The 18,982-nt window shown below is 72.5% G+C and carries 18 protein-coding genes; 9 read left to right on the plus strand and 9 right to left on the minus strand.

Going from position 1 to position 18,982, the window contains the following annotated elements:
• Positions 1 to 79 precede the first annotated feature (79 nt).
• The gene (locus tag ACGFNU_RS45185) at positions 80 to 3,559 is read left to right on the plus strand and encodes an AAA family ATPase (protein ID WP_392602857.1); all 3,480 of its coding nucleotides are present in this window, start codon (positions 80 to 82) and stop codon (positions 3,557 to 3,559) included.
• Here ACGFNU_RS45185 and ACGFNU_RS45190 read toward each other — a convergent pair.
• Genes ACGFNU_RS45190 through ACGFNU_RS45210 form a run of 5 tightly spaced genes read right to left on the minus strand, consistent with a single transcriptional unit; the run spans position 3,550 to position 6,656 of the window.
• On the minus strand, positions 3,550 to 4,251 hold the full coding sequence (locus tag ACGFNU_RS45190) for a DUF2812 domain-containing protein (RefSeq protein ID WP_392602858.1): 702 nt from the start codon (positions 4,249 to 4,251) through the stop codon (positions 3,550 to 3,552). The genes ACGFNU_RS45185 and ACGFNU_RS45190 overlap by 10 nt on opposite strands.
• On the minus strand, positions 4,248 to 4,586 hold the full coding sequence (locus ACGFNU_RS45195) for a PadR family transcriptional regulator (protein ID WP_392602859.1): 339 nt from the start codon (positions 4,584 to 4,586) through the stop codon (positions 4,248 to 4,250). Before ACGFNU_RS45195 ends, ACGFNU_RS45190 begins: the two co-directional genes overlap by 4 nt.
• Positions 4,587 to 4,624: 38 nt before the next feature.
• Positions 4,625 to 5,290, minus strand: coding sequence for a CGNR zinc finger domain-containing protein (locus ACGFNU_RS45200; protein WP_392602860.1), 666 nt, complete (start codon positions 5,288 to 5,290; stop codon positions 4,625 to 4,627).
• A gap of 12 nt (positions 5,291 to 5,302) precedes the next feature.
• Positions 5,303 to 6,205, minus strand: coding sequence for a pyridoxamine 5'-phosphate oxidase family protein (locus ACGFNU_RS45205; RefSeq protein WP_392602861.1), 903 nt, complete (start codon positions 6,203 to 6,205; stop codon positions 5,303 to 5,305).
• Positions 6,206 to 6,209: 4 nt separating this feature from the next.
• Positions 6,210 to 6,656, minus strand: a complete 447-nt coding sequence (locus ACGFNU_RS45210) for a VOC family protein (RefSeq protein WP_392602862.1) — start codon at positions 6,654 to 6,656, stop codon at positions 6,210 to 6,212.
• Between the two features lie 212 nt (positions 6,657 to 6,868).
• Between ACGFNU_RS45210 and ACGFNU_RS45215 the strand changes: the two genes are divergently transcribed.
• Positions 6,869 to 7,048: a hypothetical protein gene (locus ACGFNU_RS45215; RefSeq protein ID WP_392602863.1), complete on the plus strand. Its 180-nt coding sequence runs from the start codon at positions 6,869 to 6,871 to the stop codon at positions 7,046 to 7,048.
• A gap of 112 nt (positions 7,049 to 7,160) precedes the next feature.
• Here the strand turns inward: ACGFNU_RS45215 and ACGFNU_RS45220 are convergent, their stop codons facing one another.
• The gene (locus ACGFNU_RS45220; protein WP_392602864.1) at positions 7,161 to 7,739 is read right to left on the minus strand and encodes a TetR/AcrR family transcriptional regulator; all 579 of its coding nucleotides are present in this window, start codon (positions 7,737 to 7,739) and stop codon (positions 7,161 to 7,163) included.
• A 350-nt stretch (positions 7,740 to 8,089) separates the two neighbouring features.
• Here ACGFNU_RS45220 and ACGFNU_RS45225 point away from each other — a divergent pair, with 350 nt between their 5' ends.
• Positions 8,090 to 9,754, plus strand: a complete 1,665-nt coding sequence (locus ACGFNU_RS45225; protein ID WP_392602865.1) for a serine/threonine protein kinase — start codon at positions 8,090 to 8,092, stop codon at positions 9,752 to 9,754.
• 186 nt (positions 9,755 to 9,940) lie between these two features.
• On the opposite strand, the gene ACGFNU_RS45230 is transcribed toward ACGFNU_RS45225, so the two are convergent.
• Together ACGFNU_RS45230 and ACGFNU_RS45235 are read right to left on the minus strand one after the other, a co-directional pair.
• The gene (locus tag ACGFNU_RS45230; protein WP_392602866.1) at positions 9,941 to 10,228 is read right to left on the minus strand and encodes a DUF397 domain-containing protein; all 288 of its coding nucleotides are present in this window, start codon (positions 10,226 to 10,228) and stop codon (positions 9,941 to 9,943) included.
• Positions 10,228 to 11,049: a helix-turn-helix domain-containing protein gene (locus tag ACGFNU_RS45235; protein ID WP_392603009.1), complete on the minus strand. Its 822-nt coding sequence runs from the start codon at positions 11,047 to 11,049 to the stop codon at positions 10,228 to 10,230. The genes ACGFNU_RS45230 and ACGFNU_RS45235 overlap by 1 nt, the downstream gene beginning before the upstream one ends.
• Before the next feature lie 372 nt (positions 11,050 to 11,421).
• Between ACGFNU_RS45235 and ACGFNU_RS45240 the strand changes: the two genes are divergently transcribed.
• From ACGFNU_RS45240 to ACGFNU_RS45265, 6 genes are all read left to right on the plus strand, one after another.
• On the plus strand, positions 11,422 to 11,925 hold the full coding sequence (locus ACGFNU_RS45240) for an ATP-binding protein (protein WP_392602867.1): 504 nt from the start codon (positions 11,422 to 11,424) through the stop codon (positions 11,923 to 11,925).
• A gap of 101 nt (positions 11,926 to 12,026) precedes the next feature.
• Positions 12,027 to 12,419: an STAS domain-containing protein gene (locus tag ACGFNU_RS45245; protein ID WP_392602868.1), complete on the plus strand. Its 393-nt coding sequence runs from the start codon at positions 12,027 to 12,029 to the stop codon at positions 12,417 to 12,419.
• Between the two features lie 117 nt (positions 12,420 to 12,536).
• Complete coding sequence (locus ACGFNU_RS45250; protein WP_392602869.1) at positions 12,537 to 13,793, plus strand: M16 family metallopeptidase; 1,257 nt, start codon at positions 12,537 to 12,539, stop codon at positions 13,791 to 13,793.
• Positions 13,790 to 15,148, plus strand: coding sequence for a M16 family metallopeptidase (locus tag ACGFNU_RS45255; protein ID WP_392602870.1), 1,359 nt, complete (start codon positions 13,790 to 13,792; stop codon positions 15,146 to 15,148). The genes ACGFNU_RS45250 and ACGFNU_RS45255 overlap by 4 nt, the downstream gene beginning before the upstream one ends.
• Positions 15,149 to 15,255: 107 nt before the next feature.
• Positions 15,256 to 16,731, plus strand: coding sequence for a sporulation protein (locus tag ACGFNU_RS45260; RefSeq protein ID WP_392602871.1), 1,476 nt, complete (start codon positions 15,256 to 15,258; stop codon positions 16,729 to 16,731).
• A gap of 74 nt (positions 16,732 to 16,805) precedes the next feature.
• Complete coding sequence (locus tag ACGFNU_RS45265; protein ID WP_392602872.1) at positions 16,806 to 17,669, plus strand: hypothetical protein; 864 nt, start codon at positions 16,806 to 16,808, stop codon at positions 17,667 to 17,669.
• Positions 17,670 to 17,675: 6 nt separating this feature from the next.
• Here ACGFNU_RS45265 and ACGFNU_RS45270 read toward each other — a convergent pair whose 3' ends face one another.
• Positions 17,676 to 18,944, minus strand: coding sequence for a hypothetical protein (locus tag ACGFNU_RS45270; RefSeq protein WP_392602873.1), 1,269 nt, complete (start codon positions 18,942 to 18,944; stop codon positions 17,676 to 17,678).
• Between the last annotated feature and the right edge of the window lie 38 nt (positions 18,945 to 18,982).

Consider the following 18,982-nt stretch of genomic DNA (forward strand, 5'->3'; position numbering starts at 1 on the left):
ACCTTGACTCCGCGTAACCCCTAGGCTTTTGCACCGATTCATACGACGGGACCGGTTCGGATCCCGCGGGGAGGAACGTGTGGCACTGCCGGAGCACCTCGAACTGCTGGTGAGCGACGAGCCCGTGCTCGACGTGTACGCGCACGGGCCGTGGCGGGTGCCGGACGGTCTCTTCGAGGAGATCCGCGCGCGCGTCGACGCCCTCGTCAAGGACGCGCGCTGCGCCGGGCTGACGACCGACCGGCACGGCATGCTCGCCGGCCCCACCCCGCTCGTCGCCGCGGACCTCCTGCTCACCCTCGACTTCCTGTGCGGCGCGGGCGCGATCGTCGGCGGCACCCACTCGATGCTGGACCGCGAGGTGCTCGGCCCGTACCACGACCCGCCCGCCGAGCCGCAGCGCAAACCGACGCAGTGGGGAGCCGGCCCCGGTTCGTTCCGCCCGGTCGACTGGCTGCGGGAGGCACCCGACAAGGACGTCGCGCTCGCCCTCTCCCGCGAGTCCCTCGACGTCCTGGCGGGCGTGGAGCCGCTGGAACGGCGGCGGCAGGCGCTGATCAAGCTGTACGACGACCCGCCGCCCGGCCTCGACCTGCACGCCTCCATCGCCGAGCAGCACGCGGCGTGGCACGCGCACGCGAGCGACGAGATCCTCGCCGTGCTCCCCGAGCTGACCGGGCCGATCGGCTATCTGGAGTGGGTGTGCGCCGGGCTGCTGCCCGTCCACCAGCACCTGCGGGAGGTGGCCCCGCACGACGAGCCCGAGCTCGACCTGCTCGCCCACCTGGTGTTGCAGGCGGACGTCGATCAGGTCCCGGCCGAGCTGTCGGTCGTGCTCGGCGAGGACCGCTACGGCGAGCTGCTCGAACGGTTCGCCGCCGTCCGCGAGGATTTCCAGGCGGGCGAGTGGTTCCGGCAGTCCAGGGCTTGGCTCGGCCGTGGTCTGGGTGCCGGCGCGGCCGACGCGTGCCGTGCCTGGCTCGACATGTCGGTGCGTTTCACCGGCGTGGTCCAGGGCCTGCCCGAGGTGGCGGAACTGCCGAGCCCGGTGTGGGTGCCCGTCAACCAGTTCCAGATGGATCTGCGGCGGCTGTACGCGCCCCGCCGTACCGTCCTCAACCCGCTCGCCAGGTCGCTGAGCGACGCCCCGGCGCGGACGGCCAAGGCCAGGCGCAAGGCGGAGGTCGGCGCCGGGCTGGTCGGCCAGCCCGAGGTCGTGGCGGCGCTCGCGGACATCGCCGAGGGCGGCACCGAGCCGGTACGGCTGCTGCTGGCCGGGCCGGACGGCACGGGCAAGCGCGACGCGGCCCAGGAGATCGCGCGGCTGCTCCACGACCGCGGGATCACCGGTCCGCCGGTGTGGCTGGCCGATGACTTCTTCGCCGGGAAGACCGTGGCGAGCGCGACCAACAGCCTCTACATCGACGCCCGCGACTGCAACGGCGCCAACCTGCTCGTCATCGACGGGCTCGACGACATGTCCCGCGACCCGCGCAGCGGCGAGGCCATCCTGGAGGAGCTGCACCGCGTCCTTGACGTCTTCGACGGACTGCACGTCGTGGCGCTCTGCGAGACGGGCGGCGACCAGCGGATCCGCGAGGTCAACCCCGGGCTGTCGCTGCGCTTCAAGAAGGCACGCACGCACGCGTTCACCGCCGAGGGCTATGCCGAGCTCTTCAACCGCGCCCTGCACCAGCGCGGCGCCCGCGCCCACAAGCGCGCGCTCACCGCCGCCGGAGAGCTGCTCGTCAAGACCCCGCCGGTGCGCAACCTGCGGAACGCGCGCCTCGCGCACCTGCTCGCCGACATCGTGGTGGACGCCGTGCGGGCGCGCACCGAGCCGGGCGCCGAGCTCGTCATCAAGCGCGCCGACGTCCCGGCTTCGTTCGACGCCGCCGGATCGCCGAGCGACCCGCGGGCCGAGCTGGCCGCGCTCACCGGGCTCGCCCCCGTCAAGCACGAGATCGAGCTGCTGGTGGCCGGTGCCCGCGCCGCTCAGCTGCGCCGCGACTCCGGCCTGCCGGTGACGATGCCCGCCCGGCACATGGTCTTCACCGGCAACCCCGGCACCGGCAAGACCGTCGTGGCACGGCTCATCGCCCGCATCTACAAGGACCTCGGCGTCCTCTCGTCCGGGCATCTGGTGGAGGCGTCGCGGGCCGAGCTCATCGGCGAGTACCTGGGCGAGACGTCGGTCAAGACCCGCGCCGTGGTCCAGCGCGCGGTCGGCGGCGTGCTCTTCATCGACGAGGCGTACTCGCTCACCCAGTCCGACTACGACGGCGACTACGGCGCCGAGGCGATCGCCGAGCTGGTGAAGATGATGGAGGACCACCGCGAAGACCTCGTGGTGATCGTCGCCGGCTACGAGCGCGAGATGCGGCGCTTCATCGCCTCCGACCCGGGGCTGGCCTCGCGGTTCCCGACGACGATCCGGTTCCCCGACTTCACCGACGACGAGCTCGTCACCATCTTCGCCGCGTTCGCCGCCGAGGCCGGCCTCGAACCGACCGACGGGGCGCGCGAGAAGATCACCGATCTGCTGCGCCGCACGCCGCGCGGCCGCTCGTTCGGCAACGCCCGGCTCATGCGCAACCTGTGCGAACGCGCCACGGCCCTCCAGTCGCGGCGGGTCGTCGAGCTGAAGAAGGCGACCCCGGAGCAGCTCGCCGAGCTCCGGCCCGAGGACTTCCCGCCCTCCCTGTCCGGCACCACGCGCAGCGTCCCCGCCAGCGACCCGGTCGCCGAGCTGGACGGCCTCATCGGACTCACCGAGATCAAGACCGAGGTCCGCAAGCTCGTCGCCGAGGCCCGCAGCGCCGAGCTCCGCCGCGAGGCCGGGCAGCCCGTGACGGTCCCGACGCGCCACATGATCTTCACCGGTAATCCGGGCACCGCCAAGACGACCGTGGCCCGGCTCATCGCCCGCGTCTACGCCCAGCTCGGCCTGCTCTCGTCCGGCCATCTGGTCGAGGTCGGACGCAACGATCTCGTCGGCGCCTACCTCGGCCAGACCGCCCCCAAGGTGCAGGCCGCCGTCGAACAGGCCCTCGGCGGCGTGCTCTTCATCGACGAGGCGTACTCGCTCACCGCCGACAACGACTCCTATGGCCGTGAGGCGATCGCCACCCTGGTCAAGCTCATGGAGGACTACCGGGGCGATCTGCTGGTCATCGCGGCCGGGTACGAACGCGAGATGGCCGCCTTCCTCGCCGCCAACTCGGGCCTGGAGTCGCGCTTCCCCAAGCGGCTGCGCTTCCCCGACTACTCCGACTCCGAACTGGTCGCCATCTTCGAGAACCTCACGGCCGCCGAGGGCCTCACCCTCGCCCCCGAGATGGCGGGCGCCCTCCGCGCGTTGTTGTCACGCGCCGACCGCGGCCCCACGTTCGGCAACGGCCGCCTGATGCGCAACCTGCTGGACGCCGCCATCGCCAACCAGGCCACGCGCATCACGGCCGCCGACCGGCCCGCCGACGCGGAGATCCTCACCCTCCGGCCCGAGGACCTCCCGCCCACGACCGGCCCGGAGGCGCAGCGGTTCGGCCTCTACCTCTGACGGCGGGCCCGTGCCATGGGCACGACGAGGGCGAGCCCGGCGACGAGGGCACCGACAACGAAGCCGACGGCCGCACTGACATCTCCGGACAGCGCGACCCAGGCGAGGACGACACCGACGAGGAACGCGGAGTAGACGGCGATGAAGACGTAGAAGCGTTTGCTCCAGAAGAAGTGACGGGCGGGCGCCTCGGGAGCGGCGTCCAGCTCGCCCGCGGGCCCGACGCTGGCGGACTTCGGGCGCTTGAAGTACATCCAGACCGTCCAGGCGACGGCCAGTTCCCAGCCCTCGGGGGCGAGCCGCTCGGCGACGGCCTTGCGGCGCAAGGTGGGGACCATCTCGCGGTGGTACTCCCAGCGCTGCGGCCGGTCGAGGTCGCGGCGGCAGGTGAAGCCGACCTTCATGTCGTAGTTTTCGAGCTCCCAGCCCTGGTCGCCGAACTCCTTGAGCCGCTGCATCTCGTTGAACGCGTCGGCGTGGAAACGCCAGATCTCGGCGTCGGGACCCGGCCCGGCCGCGTCGCCGCCGTGGGTGAGCTCGTCGGCGAAATCGGCGGCGGGCCCGAACTCCTCGGCCGGGTCGGCGCCGGACTCGGCGATGTAGGCGGCCAGGTCGTCGACCGTGCCCCTGATCTCCGCGGCCGGCACGCCGCGGTCGCTCAGCCGGGCGGCGAGTTCGTCGAAGTAGCTCATGCCACCCCGCCCCGGTCGAGGACCGCACGGACGGACTCGTCGAAGGCGCGCCACAACCGGCCCTGCTCGCTCAGGGTGTCGCGGCCCTGCTCGGTGAGGCGGTAGTAGCGGCGGCCCGGCCCCCTTTCGGCGACCCGGAACTCGGCGGCGACCAGCCCCGCCTCCTCCAGCCGGTTGAGCACGGGATAGAGCGTGCCGCCCTTGATCTGGCCGAGACCCGACGCGGCGAGGGACTTGGAGATCTCGTACCCGTAGTTCTCGCCCTCGGTGAGGGTGGCGAGCACAAGGAGATCGAGCACGCCCTTGAGCCAGCTCGCGCGGCGATCGGTAGCCATGCCTAGAGAGTAGCAGTGCGATCTATATAGGAATGGGACTATCTACTGGCCCGATGGCGCTCGTAGTGGCGGCTGACACGCGCGCGGTTGCCGCAGCCGGGCGAGCACCATTCGCGGCGGGGGTGCTGTTTCACGAAGAAGAGTACGCAGCCGGGCCCCCCGCAGGCGCGCAGTTCGGCACGGTGCGGGCCGCCCAGGATCTCGATGGCCGACCGCGCGATCGCCGCCAGCGCGGCATCCACCGCCGGCGCCGCCGTCTCCTCGACGACCATCGGAGGCACGAGGGCGAGCCGAGGCCACCGCGGCGCCCCAGCCGCCGCCGCATTCACAACCGCGAGCGGCCCCACAGACGACTCCGCGAACGCCCCGGCAGACGACTCCGCAGACGCCCCGGCGGACGACTCCTCGAGCGCCCTGGCGGGTGGCACGGCGCCGTTGACCGCCTGGCGGGCGAGGGCGCGGATCGCGTCGCGCAGTGCCACGAACCTGCCGAGGTCGGCCTCCGCGAGATCGCGGACGGCCGCCTCGGCGAGACCGTCGTCGAACGCGGCGGCGTGCGCGCGCAGCCAGCCGGCGAGCCTGCCCGGGCGATCGAGACCCTCGTGCACGTCCCCGCGCACCGCGTACCGGGTGTTGCCGAACTCGATGCCAAGCGGCTCCCCCAGCGCCGGCGCGACGGCCTCCTGGATCTCTTCGGGCTTCACGGAGTTATCGTGTCATCCCCTCGCGACGATCTTCGGGTTGAACCGGTGATACTCGCCGAACTCCCAGCTCCCGGGCAGGGCGCCGGGCAGCTCGACGACCCGCTCGACGTCGAAGTCGATGACCTGGCGGGCCCCCGGCAGCGACTCGGCCCGCTCGTCCGGGGCCCAGTCGACGCGGGCGCGCCCTGTCAGGTGGAGGGTGTGCCCCTTCTCCCAGTCGATGAAGAGCAGCCCGCAGGCGGGGTCGAGTTCGAGGTTGCCGAGCGTCATGTACATCGAGTTGCCCACGTACTCCGGCCACACGAGCCGGTCCGCGCCGGCGGCACGGACGAAACCCGGGTTGCCGCCCCGGTGTGACACGTCCGCGCCCTGCCCGGCCGCGTGGGTGGCGATGAAGAACGTGTCGGAGCGCTCGATCCACTCCCGCTGGGCGGAGGTGAGGGTACGGCCCGTCCGCGCCGCGCCCGGCCCGCGTCCGTCCACGGTGTCGACGAACTCGCGCGTCTGGATGTACTTGGGGCAGTTGGCGTAGACCTGCTCGGTCCGGATCAGCAACCCGTCGCCGGTACCGGAGGCCGTTCCGTTCACGCGCATCCGCCGCCGCGTCGGCGGCTCGATCGCGAGCATGCCGATCTCCCGCGTCCCGGCCGCGAACAACGGCGCCAGCAGGGCCGGCCGCCGGTCGACGGCGATGGACCGCGTGCCGACCGGCGTGGCGAAACCGGGCGGGCCGACGACCGCGTCCGCCCACATCGCCCCGCCGTCATCCGCCGACCCCAGCACGAGCAGGCGCTGCCCGCTCAGGAACTCCGCCGCGACCGGCGGGATCTCGGCGGCCACACCGGCCGATCCCCAGCCGTCGCGGGTCACGCCCATGCGCCGCTGCGCCGCCGCTTCCCCAGGATGCAGCCCCACCGGTCTAGAAGAAGCCGCAGGTAGGAGCGGACTGGCTCGGGGCCGGACGGTCACCGGCGCCCGTCGGAGCGTAGATCTCCAGCCGGATCCCGTCGGGGTCCTCGAAGAAGACGCCGCCGGACTGGGCGCCCTCGCTGTGCGGGACGACGCCGTCGTGGAAGAGCTTCGCGCCCAACTCGCGCAGGATGGCCTCGGCCCGTCGCACGTCCTCGATGTCCGGCACCTGGAACGCCAGATGGTGCAGCCCGGGGAGCGCGGTGGCGAACCGGCCGTCGCTCTGCTGCCACAAGGTGATCAGCAGCGTGCCGTCGAGCCCGAGGAAGGCGTACCGGCGCTCGGCGTCCGCGGACTCGCCGAGCGTCTCCAGCCCGAGGACGCGCCGGTAGAAGTCGCCGGAACGGCCGACGTCGGTGACGTTGAGCCCGATGTGACCGGTGGTGAGGGTGGTCATGCGCAACTCCTAATGATTGATATCCGCTTCAAACATTAGGAAGGATGGCACGACGAACTAATGGTTGCAAGGGAGAGATTTCATTAGAAGAGGTTCGAGGTCGAATACATGCGCCTCACCTGGGAATAGCTCGGAGGATCTTGCGGTTGCAACGATCACACGGACGATCCGGAAGCCCCGGCGTCTGTCGCCATGCCCTGATGGAGGACGCGTTGAGAAGCAGCATTCCCCGGCCCCGCAGGGCCGATGACCGTGCGCACGTGCGGTCGACCTCGCTCCGGGCCCTCGCGGTCGCCGCCCGGCTGGAACGGCACCACGCCCCGGAGGGACCACCAGGCCAAGAGAACGGCCGGCTCGCGCAGCCCCAGCGGCGCACGCCCGACCCGGCCTGATCAGCCGAACGGAGAGCCTCCGCGAGACCCCGGCGGGTGCCGATCACCCGGCCGCGATCTCGCGGGGGCTTTCTGCTGCCCAGGGTCAGGTGGCAGGGCTAGCAGGGCAGGGTCAGCGAGCGTGGGCGGCGAACAGCGCCCGTACCGCGCCGCGAGCCCGCTCCGCGCCGAGATCGTCCACCACGGCGGCGAGATGTTCGGCGGCCAGCGAGGCGAGCAGGGCGTGCGCCAGCGCCTCGGGATCGTCCTCGCCGTCGAGCAGGATCGTCAGATGCCGGTGCCAGAAGCGGTACGCGCCGATGCGGTAGCGGGCCCCCGGTGACGCGGTCTCCGACATCCGGACGAGCGGAAGATGAGCCGCCGCGAAGTCGAAGTAGGCGTCCGCGAAGGCGCGCAGCCGCTCGCCCGCAGCCGCTCCGGGCCCGAGTGGCGCGGGGCCGGAGAGGATCGCGTCCTGGAGCTCGCGCTCGCGCTCGTCGAGGAGCGCCACCGCGAGCCCGGCCTTGTCGCCGAACCGGCGGAAGAGCGTCCCCTTGCCCACGCCCGCCGCGGCCGCGATCGCGTCCATGGAGACCGACTCGACGCCGTGCGCGGCGAACAGCTCGGCCGCGGCGGCCAGCACCTTGGCCCGGTTCCGCGCCGCGTCGGCCCGCTCCTTGGGCGGAGCCGTGCGCATCAGCTCCAGTTCCACGAGCCCTCCCCCATCGAATGACCACGTCCAACCGGACTGTAGTCCATCTTGGCCGGGCGAGCCTTCGCCCTTGATCGAGCGTGCGAGTCGTGCCACAGTAATATAAAACGAGCATTCGCTTTTAGGCGAGGGCCCGTACGCCCTCTCGCATCGCCGCTGGCGTGTCTGGGCGCATCGAGAGGGGTTCCGAAACCTGCGACGCGCCGCCGCTCACCGGCCGCTCCAGCGGCGGCGCGTCGCAGCCGGGGGTACCGGCGCCCCAGCGGTGATCGCCGCTTTCCGGAGCAAATACCATCTGGGGGCAAATACTCTGGCAACGTAGGCGACGCAAGCGACGGGAAGAGAGCGGTGTGACGGACAGGACGATGCCGGACGCCCACCCCCTGCGGTCTGGGGATCCGGAGCGGCTGGGGTCCTATGTGATCCTCGGCCGCCTCGGCGAGGGCGGCCAGGGGGCGGTCTTCCTCGGCCGCCGGGACGAGGGATCCGCCGAATACGTCGCGATCAAGCTGCTGCACGCGGGCCTGACGGCCGACGAGTCGGCGCGCATGCGCTTCGTGCGCGAGCTGGAGGTCGCCAAGCGGGTGGCCCGGTTCTGCACGGCCCAGGTGCTCGACGCCGACGTGGCCGGCGACCAGCCCTACATCGTGAGCGAGTACGTCGCGGGGCTCTCCCTGCACCGGCTCGTGGAGGCCGAGGGCCCGCGCGCCGGCGGGGCGCTGGAACGGCTCGCGATCAGCACGCTGACCGCCCTCACCGCGATCCACCAGGCCGGGATCGTGCACAGAGACTTCAAGCCGCACAACGTCATGCTGGGCACCGACGGCCCGCGCGTGATCGACTTCGGGGTGGCGCGGGCGCTCGGCGCCGCGGGCGAGACCCAGAACGTCGGCACCCCCGCGTACATGGCGCCCGAGCACTTCACCGGCGGCGAGGTCGGCCCCGCCGCGGACATGTTCGCCTGGGGCATCACGATGGCGTTCGCCGCCACCGGCCGTCCCGCGTTCGGCAACGACGAGATGGCCGCGGTGATGCACCGCATCCTGACCGGCGAGCCCGACCTGGGCAACCTGCCGAGCCCGCTGCGCGACGTCGTGATCGCCTGCCTGGCCAAAGACCCGGCACAGCGTCCAACCGCGCGCCAGGCCCAGGAGGGGCTCGTCGGCGCGGCGAGCGGCGGCCTGCCGGCGCCGCTGCCGGCCACCGACCCCCTCGCCGGCCAGCCGGCCGCACAGGGGCACACGGCCCCGCAGCCGCCCCCGTATGAGGACCTGACCCCTCCGCCGGTCGGGCCGGCGCCGGGCATGTCCCCCGGACACATGCCGCCTCCGCCGCGGGCTCAGAAGCCCAAGCGCAACCGCAAGCTCGTGCCGCTCGCCGCGGCCGCCGCGGTCGTCGTGGTGCTGGCGGGCGGATCGGTCTGGGCGGCGACCCGTTCCGGTGACGGCGACGGCAAGAAGGACGACCAGAGCACCTCGGCCGCCGACCAGTCGTCGCCGACCGGCGATGCCGGCCAGGCGGGCAACCCTGCGGGCGCGGGCGGCAAGCCCTCCAAGGACCCGAAGAAGTCCAAGGACCCCAAGCAGAAGGACGGCAAGGGCAAGAACGACCCCAACCGTCCCAACGACGGCGGTAAGCCGTCCAAGCCCGCCACAGGTGGCGGAGGCGGAGGCGGCGGCCCTGAGCCGGCCAACAAGTTCACGCCTCAGGCGGCCTGCGACAGCGGCGGCCACGGGGGCGGCTTCGCCGTGCAGCGCAGCCTGCCCGTTCCGGGCGGAACGGCGTACCTGCTCTACCATCCCTCCGGTTTCAACTGCGCCGTCACGATCAAGACCAAGAACGTGGGGAAGTCCTCTCCGGTCTCCGTCTGGATTCAGCGCCAGAGCGACGGCAAGAAGGACGCCGACAGCGGTTCGTTCTCTTGGTATGGCGGCCCTGTCTACCTCTCGGCCAAGAAGACCTGTGTCCGCTTCGGGGGCAACGGCGTCACGTCCAGCTACGGCAACTGCGGCTGAACCCGCGGACGCGGCCGCGCACGCAGCCTGAAGGCCCGGCGCAAGCCGGGTCGCGAGTGAGCGGGTGAGCGGCGGGTCGGCGGGACAGGGCGAGCCGGCCGGGCTTGAGGACCGGCTCGCCGCCGCCGGCGATCGGGCCCGGGCAGAACGGGGACGGCCGGGCGCGGTCGTCGGTGATTCCTGGTGTCAGTTGCTGCTAGGAGCGATCAGATCGTCGAAGTCGCCGTCCTTCGCGCCGAGGATGAGTGCCTCGATCTCCGGACGGGTGTAGATGAGGGCCGGACCCTCGGGGTGCCGGGAGTTGCGCATCGCCACCTGCCCGCCGGGCAGTTCGGCGATCTCGACGCAGTTTCCCTGGGAGTTGCTTCGCCGGGACTTCAGCCAGCGGGCTCCGTGGAGCTTGGTGGCGGGCATCCCGTTGTCGTAGTAATGGTGCGATCCGGCCATGTCATGGCGGTTTTCGGTCTGGAGCATCATGTCTCTCTGAGAAGATCACCGAGAAGCTCGACGGTGCGCTCCGGAGTCGCGCTGTCGACGCACAGGCGTTCCATCGCCTGCAGATAGGTGTCGACGTCGTCGCGCTTGTCCAGGTACATCGCACCGGTGAGGTTCTCGACGTAGACCACGTCCGGCAGGTCCTGCTCGGGAAAGCGCAGGATCGTGAAGGCCCCGCCCTCGGCGGCATGGCCGCCGAACCGGAACGGCATGACCTGGATGGTGACGTTGGGGAGCTTGCTCATGGTGATGAGGTGCTCGAACTGGCCCCGCATCACCTCGGGACCCCCGATGGGACGCTTGAGGGCCCCTTCGTCCAGCACGGCCCACAGCCGTGGGGCGGTCGGGCCGGTCAGCCGCTCCTGCCGTTGCAGGCGCAGCTCGACGCGCTGGTCGATCTCGCGCTCGGTGGCGCCGGCGTTGCCCAGCCGGATGACCGCGCGGGCGTACCCCTCCGACTGCAGCAGTCCCGGTACGAACTGCAGCTCGTAGGTACGGATCAGCGTGGCCGCCTCCTCCAGACCGACGTAGGTCTGGAACCAATGGGGGAGCACGTCGTTGTAGCGATGCCACCAACCCGGGGTGTTGGCCTCGCGCGCGAGCTGGAGCAGCGCCTCGCGTTCGGCATTGTCGGTGACGCCGTACAACGTGAGCAGGTCGTCCACGTCGCGTTCTTTGAAGCTGACCCGCCCGAGCTCCAGTCGGCTGATCTTGGACTCCGACGCCCGGATGACGTAGCCGGCGTCCTGACGGCTCACGCCCTTCGCCTCACGCAGGCGACGCAGCTGTGAGCCGAGCAGGATCCGACGGACCGTCGACCCGGTTCCCGGCGTCTCTGGAGTCACGCCCAACCTCCCGGCTAGATGGCGGACAGCGAACTTATAGTGCCACTCGCCTGCTTGTCGTGCCGCTACCTCCGATCATGCGAGTACATCGTGCGGCAAGAACCCCCCGTTCGGGAGTCCTGAGCAGATTCCCGAGCGGATGCACGTGCATTGGGCCTTGCATTCGCACGCTACGATGCGTAGGATAACGCACGAGACTTCCGAGCCACGGCTGCACAACGAGATCACTTTGCGGGGTCCCGGGAAATGACGTCACGCCAGGCGCACGACGACACGCGGTGGGGGCTGGGCCCTGTCGTGGGGCCGGCCGGAACACAGGACCATGTCGTGCACTCGACACCCATACCCGAATCCTCTGACCTGCCCGAACGCCTGGACGCGGCGCTCAACGCCCTCGTGGGCCCGACGGGCTGCACCGTGTCGTTCACCGTGCTCCCCGAGCCGGAGTCCGTCACCGAGGCGCGCCACTTCGCGCTCTCCAGGCTGCAGGCATGGAACATGGGGGCCCTCAGCGACGACGTCGGGCTCGTGGTCTCCGAACTCGTCACCAACGCGCTACGTCACAGTGGCCGTACCGGTGACACTTACGGTCGCCTGTCCGACCCGATGCGCTCCGTGCCGGCCGCGATCCGGCTGCGGCTCCTCCACCAGGCGCCGTGGCTGCTCTGCGGGATTCTCGACGCGAGCACGTGCGCGCCCCGCCGCAAGGAGCCCGACTACATCGCCGAGACGGGACGCGGCCTGCACCTCGTCGACTCGTTCTGCACGCGCTGGGGATGGCGCGGCCTGCCGGGCGGCAAGGTCGTCTGGGCGCTCTTCCGTAGCCCCTGAACGGGCCTTCCGCAGATCAACCGGACGATCGGGGGATAACCCGAGAGCCCGGGGGTAAGAGGCGGTCGTCCCAGGAGCCACGACAGGAGCCAGGAGAGCCGGTGGAATTCGCCGTCGAGCATCGGGTGGAGAGAGACCTCACCGTAGTCAAGATCAACGGCGAGATAGACGTGTTCACGAGCCCCCGGCTGCGGGAGATGCTGCTGGACATCATCGAGACCGGCGGCCTCCATCTGGTGGTCGACCTCGGCGACGTCACCTTCCTGGACTCCACGGGCCTCGGCGTGCTGGTCGGCATCTACCACCGCCTGCGCGCCCGCGACGGCTCGATGTCGTTCATGGGCGTGAACGACCGCGTGCGCCGCGTCTTCCACGTCACGCAGCTCACCAAGATCTTCGTGCTGCACCACTCGCTGGACGACGCCGTCGCCGCCCATGAGGCCGCTCAGCAGGCCGCCGGCCCGCCCGGTCCCAACTCCCGCCCCGCCACCTGAGCGGACCTGCGCTCGGGGGCGCGCACACCCGGTACGGTGAGGAGAGATCAAGCCCGCCGCCAGGGCCCCTCACCGAGGTCGCGTGCGGTGCTACCACCGACCGGACGGGAGCGCTCCGTGGCAGAACAGCCGCTGCATGAGCACACGCTCGGCAATGGCCTGCGCGTAGTGGTCTGCGAGGACCATGTCGTACCGCTGGCCGCCGTGAACATCTGGTACGGCGTCGGCTCGCGGCATGAGCGGGCCGGCCGGACCGGGCTGGCCCACCTCTTCGAGCACCTGATGTTCCAGGGGTCGGGCAATGTCGCCGAGGGCGAGCACGCCGCGCTGCTGGAGAGCGCCGGCGCCACGTTCAACGCCAGCACGTCGTTCGAGCGCACCAACTACTACGAGACGGTGCCGGTCAGCCACCTGGAGCTGGCGCTCTGGCTGGAGGCCGACCGGATGGGCACGCTGCCCGCCGCGCTCACCCAGGCCAACCTCGACAACCAGCGCGACGTCGTGAAGAACGAGCGCCGCCAGCGCTACGACAACCAGCCCTACGGCACCGCGTTCGAGCGGCTGTGCGCGCTGACGTTCCCGGCGGGCCACCCGTACGCGCACACCCCCATCGGCTCGATGGAGGACCTCGACGCGACCACGCTCGACGACTGCACCGGCTTCTTCGCCACCTGGTACGCGCCCGGCAACGCGGTGCTGTCGGTCGTGGGCGACGTCGACCCGGAGGAGACCCTCGCGGCGGTCGAGCGTTACTTCGGCGGCCTGCCCGCCGGTCCGCAGGTGCCCTCGGGCCGGCCGGGCGACCTCGGCCCGCTCGACGGCGTCACGGCCGAGGCGGTCGACGAAGAGGTCCCCTCCCCCGCCTACTTCGCGATGTTCCCGTTGCCGCCCGACGGCGGCGACGAGATCGAGGCGGCCGAGCTGGCCGTCGAGATCCTCGGCGGCGGTTCCGGCTCCCGGCTGTACGACCGGATGGTGCGGCGCGAGCAGATCGCCACCGAGGTCTGGGCCGGCGTGACGCGGCTCGCCGGCGGTCCGTCGCTGGCCATCGTCGACGCGGTCGGCCCGGACGTCGAGAAGATCGCCGCGGTGCTCGACGAGGAGCTGGCGCGCTTCACCGCGGACGGCCCCGAGGCCGACGAGCTGGCGCGCGCGGCGGCACAGGCCGAACGCGGCTTCTTCGAGCAGACCGAGACGGTCACCGGCCTGGCCAACGCGCTGTCGGCCAACGCCACGCAGTTCGGCGACCCGGCGCGCGTCTTCACCGCGCCCAAGCGCGCCGCCGCGGTCACCGCCGGCGACATCACCGAGATGGCGGGCCGCTGGCTCAAGCCGGGCGCCCGTACCGTCCTCACCTACGGAGGTGCCAAGTGAGCGGCCTCACGCTGCAGCCCCGTCCGGTGCCCGGGCCCGTCCCGGCCTGGTCGTTCCCGGCCGGCACCGAGGGCCGCGTCACCGGCGGCCCCGGCACGCTCCGCTGCGACCTGCCCGGCCGCCGCCTGGCCGCCGTGCGCCTGGTCCTGGACGCGGGCGCGAGCCGCGAGCCGGCCGGCAAGGACGGCGTCGCCACGCTCGCCGCACGGACGCTGCTCGAAGGCACCGAGCCCGGCGGCGGCACCGCGCTGACCGCCGCGCTGGAGCGCATCGGCGCCAGCCTGTACGCCTCGACCGACCTGACCGCGCTGCGAATCGCGCTGGACGTCCCGGTGACCCGCCTCAACGAGGCGCTGGAGCTCTTCTCGGCGGTCATCCGCAAGCCGGCGCTGGCCGACTCCGACGTGGCCCGGCTGGTCAACGAGCGGCTCGAAGAGATCGCGCAGGAGGACGCCGACCCGGGCAGCCGCGCGGCGCGCGAGCTGCGCGCGGTGATGTTCCCGTCGGCGGCGCGCAGCTCCCGGCCGACCGGCGGCACGAAGGAGTCGATCGCCGCGCTCACCGGCGCGGACGTGCGCGCGTTCTTCACCTCCGCCGTCCCCGCCGAGGCGACCGCCGTCGTCGCGGGCGACCTGTCCGGCACCGACGCCGACGCCGCCCTCGCGGGCGCGCTGGAGGGCTGGGCCGCGACCGGCGACTCGCTCGGGGCGCCCGACGCGATCGAGCCCACGACCGGGCCGCGCATCGTCGTCGTCGACCGTCCCGGCTCCGTCCAGTCGTACATGAGCATCGCGCACGGCGTGCCCAACCGCTCGCACCCCGACTGGGCCAACCTCATGGTGGCCTCGCACGTGCTGGGCGGCGGGCTCACCTCGCGGCTCAACGCGGTGCTGCGCGAAGAGAAGGGCTACACCTACGGCGTGCGCGCCGGGCTGCTGCGGCTGCGGCACTGCGGGCTGTTCATCACGCAGGGCGCCGTGCACACCGAGGTCACCGCGGACGCCGTGTCCGACGCGCTCACCGAGCTGCGCGGCGTGGTCTCGCGCGGGATCAGCGAGGCCGAGTGCGGCTCGTCGGTGAGCGCGCTGGCCGACCGCGCGCCCGCCGAGTACGAGACGGCCCGCTCGGTCGCCGCCGAGCTCGCCGACGCGGCCGCGAGCGGCCTCGGCCCCGGCTACCCGAGCCGCTACCTCGCGGCGGTACGGGCCGCGACGCCGGACGGTGTCGCCGGAGCGTACCGGACGCACATCGACCCGGAGAAGCTGACCGTCATCGTGGTCGGCGACGCCGAGCAGATTCGTGAGCCGCTGGAGGCCCTGGGCTACGCACCCGTCTCGGTGACCGCCAAAGACTAGTGATTCGGGCGAAATGTTCGAATAATCAAGCAACCAGTGTCATGGTGGATTCCGTCTGAACCTTGCGGGGAGCGGCCTCGCGCGTGCTCGTGAGAGGGGAACGGCCAGTGTCCTACGGGCAGCAGATGCCGGGCGGGTTCGGCGGCCCGGGCGGTCCCGCCGGGGCCCCCACGGTCGACACGATCCTGTCGGCGCCGCACGCCCGGCCGGGCGGCGTCGTGGCCGGCAAGGTCCACCTTCGCGGCGGCGGCTCCGCCGTGGACGTACGGCACGTCACGATCGCGCTGATGCCGCGCATGGACAACGGGTACGGCGGCCAGAACGCCGGTCCCGAGGTCTACCGCGGCGCCCTCACGCGCGCGTTCCGGCTTGAGGCGGGCGCCCAGCGCGACCTCGCGTTCTCGATCCCGCTCCCCTACGAGCTGCCGTTCACCACCGTGCTCGGCCGCGAGCTGCCCGGTTTCACCATCGGGCTGTGCACCGAGGTCGACACGGTCGGCGTGCCCGACCCCGGCGACATCGACCCGATCTCGGTCGAGCCGCTGGAGTCGCAGCAGTGGGTGCTGGCCGCCATCGCCCAGCTCGGCTTCAAGATCCGCAATGTCTCGTTCGAGCAGAGCAAGCTGCGCGGCGTCGGCCAGCAGCTGCCCTTCTACCAGGAGATCCAGCTCGCGCCGCCCCAGCGGTACCGCGACCGCATCGGTGAGGTCGGGCTCAGCTTCGTCGCCTCCCCGGGCAGCGTCGCCTTCGTGCTGGAGGCCGACCGCCGCGGCGGGGGCGGCTCGTCCGACGAGACGTTCGGCCGCTTCAAGCACGGGCACAAGGAGGCCGCCGAGACCGACTGGCCCGCCGAGATCTCCAAGTGGCTCGACCAGGCCGCCGCCCGCTCGCGCGGCCCCGTGCAGAGCCCCGGCTACTCCGGCACGCCCTACTCCAGCACGCCACCGAACGGCGCGCCCCTCCCGCCCCCGCCCGGCGGCGCGGCCCCGTACCCGCCGCCAGGCCCGGCCGCGGCCCCGTCCTACGGTGTGCCGCCCGCGCAGCACGGCCAGCCCGCCGCGGCTCCCGGCCACTTCCCGCCGCCCGCCCCCGCACCGGGTCACGCGCCTCACCCGGCACCGCCCGCCCCGGCCCCGTACGCGCCCGCCGCGCACGCCGCCCCGCCCATGCCTCCAGGGCCGCCCGCCTCTTACCCGCCCGCACACGCGCCCTATCCGCCCGTTCCCGCGCCCTATCCGCCCGCTCAGCACGGGCACCCGGCTCCGCTGCCTCCCGCGTACCAGCACCGCGGCCACCATCACGGCCACCCGGGCTGGGGCGCCGCCGCAGCGGTCGGCGGGGTCGCCGCGGCCGGAGTGGCGGCGGCGGGCGTCGCGGGCTACGCGGCCGCCGGCCCGCCCGTCGGCCAGTGGGTCGACCAGGCCGCCGCCAACGTCGCCGGGTCCGCCGCGAACTTCGCCCTGGATCAGGCGGGCCAGTACGCCGGAGAGGTGGCGAGCGGCGTCGCGGGCGAGGTCGCGGGCGAGGCCGCCGGCATCGTCGGTGACATCCTCGGCGGCCTGCTGGGCGGACTCTTCGGCTGACCCCGCTTTGTCCACCAAAGAAGCTGGGGGCTGGTTAGGGTCGAAGGGCGTCGTTCCGCCTCCCGAGGAGCCACATGCTCACCGTGATCCTGGTCCTGCTGTGCCTGGCGATCGCCGGGCGGGAGCTCTACCTGGCCTCCGACAAGAGGCTGCCGCGCGCGCAGGCCGAGCTGCGCGAGCTGCGCGGCCAGGTGACCGAGCTCGGCACGCAGCTCGGCGTGCTGCAGGCCAAGGTCAACGAACCCCCGGGCATCCCGATCCCGCAGCCGCCCGCCGAGGGCACGCCCGCCGAGGTGCTCGACCGCGTGGCGTCGCTCGGCGACCGGATGGAACGCCTCGAGCACGAGCTCGACAGGTTCGCCGCCCTGCTGGAGAGCGTCGAGCTCGACCGTGAGGCCCGGCACGCGCTCGCCCGTTCCCTCGACTCGGTCGAGCATGTCGTCGGCGAGCTCCACCGCGAGATGCTCGGCCGGCTCGCCCGCGAGGAGGGGATCGTTCCAGGGCTCCTGCTGAGCGAGGAGGGCGAGGCCGAGCCGCTCCTGTCGGCGACGTACGAGCGCTGCGCGGCCGAGTACGGCCTCCAGATCCGCGTCCGCGACCAGCGTCCCGCCGCGAACGGCGGCTACTGGGGCACGGCCTACCACCTTTCCGGCCGCCAGCCGGGCGCGCTGTCGGAGGAGCTGTTCACCTACGTGCGCGGTCTCTACGACCCGCAGGACCCCTCGGCGCTGGCCGCCCTGCTCACCGAGCTCGCCCATCTGCGCGGCGGCGGCGTCGCCCGGATCGGCGCGTTCACGGCCGTGCGCACGCCGCACGCGCTGATCTGCGGGCTGCTGCCGGCGGTGGAACGCGCTGAGCCGTGGGAGCTCGCGGCGCAACTCCGCGAGCTCCCCGACGAGCAGCAGTGCGACCTGACCTGGCTGCGCACCGACAACTAGGCCGGTCTAGGGCCGGACGAACCGCGGCGCGCCCGAGTCGACGCGGAACGACAGCAGGCACCGCGGCGTCCGGACGACATCGACCTCCAGGCACAGCCCGAGGCCCAGCCGCGGATCGATGAAGACCACCCGCTGCAACCCGCGCAGCGCCCGCCGGGTCCGTACCCGTGACTCCGGCCGCAGCGGGTCGTACAGCGTCGTCACCACGATCTGGCCCGCGTACCGCCACAGCGCCGCCGAGTCGAGCACCCGTACCCGCGCGCGGGCGAGGTCCGCGACGATGACGACTCCGGTGTCGTCGCTCTCCCCCGCCTGCGGCCGCGTCTGTGCCTGGTCGCGCGGCGCGAGCGGCCCGCCGACCGCCCGGTGGTAACGCAGCGGATCGAGCGTGTCGATGACGAACGCGCCGGCGTACGGCCAGGACGCCCGCGGCTTGCTCGCCGGTTCGTCCGGGACGTTCAGGTGGGCGCTGAGGTCGAACACCATGCCCGCGTCGTCGAGCCACGCGGGCAGCCCGAGCTTCGCCGCGCCTCCGTCCGCCAGCGTGTCCATCGTCCGCCACAGGTCGTCGGCCCGCCGCGTCAGCAACGCGGCCAGCCCGAGGCCGGGGAACGCCCCCTCCAGCACCGCCAGCGTCGCCTGCCAGATGGTGCTGTCGACGAACCCGCTCACGAACGTGTCGACGAGTGCCTTGCGCCGGCTCGGATCCGCCATCGACACTTCGGGCGCCGGGCGCACCGGTTGCGCCCAGGTCCGCCCCACCGGCCGCTGAACGTCGGGCACGTCCTGCGGCTGCGGCACGTCCGGCGCGGTGGTCGACGGCGATGGGTCCGACGGTGGTGTGCTCGACGGTGGTGTGGTCGGCGGCGGCTCCTTCGCCAGCAGCCCGCCCCGCCCGCCGGACGGCGACGTGGGCGGTGGCGTGGGCGGTGGCGCGGGCGGCGGCGCCGGTGGCGCGGGCGGCTCTGAGGCATGCTGCGGCTCGTACGCCTTCCAGGTCGCCTCTGAGAGCGGCTCACCGGGCGCCTCGGGCACCGGCGGCGGTTCGGGGGCCGGCGGCGGCTCGTCGCCTTCCAGAGGCTGGGATTCGGCCCTGGGACCGGGCACGGGACTGGTCTCGGAGCGGGGTTGGACGGGCTCCCAGTCGGGAGGCTCGCTCTTGCGGCCCGCCACATGGATGTCGCCGGGGTGGGGGGCCGCGGTGCCGGAGGACGCCGGCTCGTCGGGTTCGTCGTGGTCGCCGGGCTCGGGAGTCTCTTGAGGGCCGAATCTCACAACAACGATCCTGTGCCCCGCGGGCGGTGGCCGCAAGG

This window comes from Spirillospora sp. NPDC048911 (assembly GCF_043198015.1).
GTDB lineage: Bacteria > Actinomycetota > Actinomycetes > Streptosporangiales > Streptosporangiaceae > Spirillospora.

Excerpts from the sequence above, each read along its gene's own strand:
- ACGFNU_RS45265 (WP_392602872.1), top strand. The coding sequence starts at position 16,806 with ATGCTCACCGTGATCCTGGTCCTGCTGTGCCTGGCGATCGCCGGGCGG.
- ACGFNU_RS45210 (WP_392602862.1), bottom strand. The coding sequence starts at position 6,656 with ATGACCACCCTCACCACCGGTCACATCGGGCTCAACGTCACCGACGTC.
- ACGFNU_RS45230 (WP_392602866.1), bottom strand. The coding sequence starts at position 10,228 with ATGCTCCAGACCGAAAACCGCCATGACATGGCCGGATCGCACCATTAC.
- ACGFNU_RS45190 (WP_392602858.1), bottom strand. The coding sequence starts at position 4,251 with ATGAGCTACTTCGACGAACTCGCCGCCCGGCTGAGCGACCGCGGCGTG.
- ACGFNU_RS45195 (WP_392602859.1), bottom strand. The coding sequence starts at position 4,586 with ATGGCTACCGATCGCCGCGCGAGCTGGCTCAAGGGCGTGCTCGATCTC.